Raw genomic sequence first — 2,617 nt, forward strand, 5'->3', positions numbered from 1 at the left:
TACCCCAAACCTACGCAAATCAGTTAGAACCGGTCATAACGACTAAAACGAACACGGCAGCTCCGCCTGCCCGGACGAACGGAGTGGGGCCCGTCGTGACCCGACGGGGTTCTCGTGGCACTGGAGCTGGCGTCCTTTCGAGAGCGTTCACGACAACAGCTACCCGTTCGAGGTCTGTCTCGACGCTCGTGACCTCCCAGCCAGCGTTGCGACGTCAGGCACCGTTGCGACGTCGGCAAGCGTGGTCGCGAAGCCGGTGGGATCCGACGGGCTCGGAGGTGCGCCGCACCGATGACGCCGCCCGGAGGCCTGGGGGAGGGACGGTCGGCCTGAGTCAGCTCGCGGGTCGAATCTGCACACATTCGGCGCGGCACGTGGTCAACGCGGGTTGGAGACCAACCCCCTTCTGCCGGGCGAGTTCGATGCAGCGGGGGGGTCTGTTTTCACTCGGCATCGACGCGCGTCGCGCTTCGCGGCACAAGATTCGTTCTCGGCGGCGCGAGCCCTCGCGACACGAGCGGACCATCTTCGCCCTGCCCCGGCGTCCGGCGCCTGTCGGCTGTCGGCCGGCGTCGTTAGCCCGCAGGCCAGCAGGACGACCGGCCCGCAGGCCGGTCAAAATACGTAGATCTGTAACAAACAATGCTCAACCTACGCAAATCATGAAGAACTGGTCATTTCAACCAAAACGGACAGGGCAGCTACGCCAGCCCAGACGAGGGGGGGCAGGCGGATGTGGCTCACCGGGCTTGTTGAGCAGAGAGTTGTTGTCCGCAACGCACGAGTCTGCGACGCCGGGACCTGCAACCCCCGGGTCCGCAGCTCTGAGGTCCGCAACGCAGAGGTCCGCAAACGCTGGGGGCTCAACGCTTAGGTCGACGACGCCGCGCTCCGCAACGTGATCGCCTGCTCGGCGACGCCGATTCAGCTCGCGGTCCGAGGGTTCCGCTCGCGTCCCGGGACGGGAAGGATGACGCTATGAGCAAAGATGCTGCAGGCCAGGGGGCTACGGCCGGGGGAGTCGAGGAGCGCGTCGCCCTGGGAAGGGCCGCTCGACAGCGGGCCCCGCTCGAGGACCACGCCCGCTTCGAACGGTCCGACGCCGTTGACCCGGTGGCGATCCTCGAGAGCCAGGAGGCGAGCCGGATCCCCGAGCTCGTGCTGATCCGGCACGCGAAGATGCTCAGGTCGCCGTTCTCGTTCTACCGCGGCAGCGCCGCGATCATGGCGGCCGACCTGGCGACGACGGCGCGGTCCGGCCTGCCCGCACAGGTCTGCGGGGATGCGCACCTGTCGAACTTCGGGCTCTTCCTCGCGGCCGACCGGCGCATTCTCTTTGACGTGAACGACTTCGACGAGACCACCACCGGGCCGTGGGAGTGGGACGTCAAACGGCTCGTGACCAGCATCGTCGTCGCAGGCCGGGACATCGGGCTCAAGGACAAGGAGGTCACGAGGAGCGCAATACAGGCGGGAAACGCTTACCGAGAAACGATGCGGGACTTCGCCGGCCGCTCGAACCTGGCTGTCTGGTACGCCCGGGCCGACGAGGCGGACTGGCTCGCGCACAGTGGCTCGCCGCTGACCTCCGGACGGCGGTCGCGGACCGCGGGGGCGGTTGCGAAGGCAGCGACGCGGGACAGCCTGCAGACCTCCAAGAAGCTGACGCACCTGGTCGGCGGTCAGCGCCGCCTGATCAGCGATCCACCCCTGCTGGTGCCGGTCGAGGAGCTGACGCACGGCCTGACCGGGCTGACCGAGATGCTCGACGGCTACAGCCGCTCGCTCCAGCCTGACCGCCGGACCCTGCTCGACCAGTTCCGCGTGGTGCACCTGGCACGCAAGGTCGTCGGGGTCGGCAGCGTCGGCACCCGGGCATTCGTGGTGCTGCTCGTCGGCCGGGACGACGACGACCTCCTGCTCCTGCAGGCGAAGGAGGCTCAGGCGTCGGTCCTCGCGCCCTACGTCCCGCGCCTCAGGTATGCGAACCAGGGCGACCGCGTGGTCCGGGGCCAGCACCTCATGCAGTCGACGAGCGACATCTTCCTGGGCGCCCGACGGGTGGTGGGCCCGGACGGCACGCAGCGGGACTTCTATGTCCGCCAGCTCCGCGACCACAAGGGCTCCGCGGTGATCGAAAAGATGACTCCCGCGGGGCTGACCGCCTACGGCCGGCTGTGCGCGTGGACGCTCGCACGGGCTCACGCGCGGTCCGGCGACCGGGTCGCGATCGCCACCTACCTCGGCTCGAGCAAGAAGTTCGAGCGTGCGGTCGCGGAGTTCGCGCTCGGGTACGCGGACCAGACGGTCGCCGACCACCGGGCCCTGGCCGCGGCGGTGGCGACCGGCCGTCTGGAGGCCGCCGAGGCCTGACCGATCTCGGTCGTCGGCGCGCGTCCCGCTCCTCAGCCAGTCGGCGTCGGTCAGTGCCCGCGCGGGCTGGAGATCTCGCGCCAGGGACGCTGCGCGCCCGCCCCGCGGCGGCGGTCCGCGCGTTCGTGGCCGGCGTGGGCCGCCCGCTTCGCGCGGTACAGCTCCTCGTCGGCGGCCGCCAGCAGGTCGCGGGGGACCCACGGTCCGGTCCCGGTCGTCGCGAGCCCCATCGACACCGACGGCC

Annotated in this window: 2 protein-coding genes; one reads left to right on the forward strand and one right to left on the reverse strand. The window is 69.8% G+C overall.

Annotation, left to right across the window (positions count from 1 at the left end; genetic code table 11):
* Window positions 1-978 precede the first annotated feature (978 nt).
* The gene (locus tag VIM26_RS01815; protein ID WP_331948608.1) at window positions 979-2,373 is read left to right on the forward strand and encodes a DUF2252 domain-containing protein; all 1,395 of its coding nucleotides are present in this window, start codon (window positions 979-981) and stop codon (window positions 2,371-2,373) included.
* Between the two features lie 50 nt (window positions 2,374-2,423).
* Here VIM26_RS01815 and VIM26_RS01820 read toward each other — a convergent pair.
* Window positions 2,424-2,617: hypothetical protein (locus tag VIM26_RS01820; protein WP_331948609.1), on the reverse strand; the 194-nt coding region annotated here is incomplete at its 5' end.

It is taken from the genome of Pengzhenrongella sp. (genome assembly GCF_036565025.1).
In the GTDB taxonomy this organism is placed as follows: Bacteria; Actinomycetota; Actinomycetes; order Actinomycetales; family Cellulomonadaceae; genus Pengzhenrongella.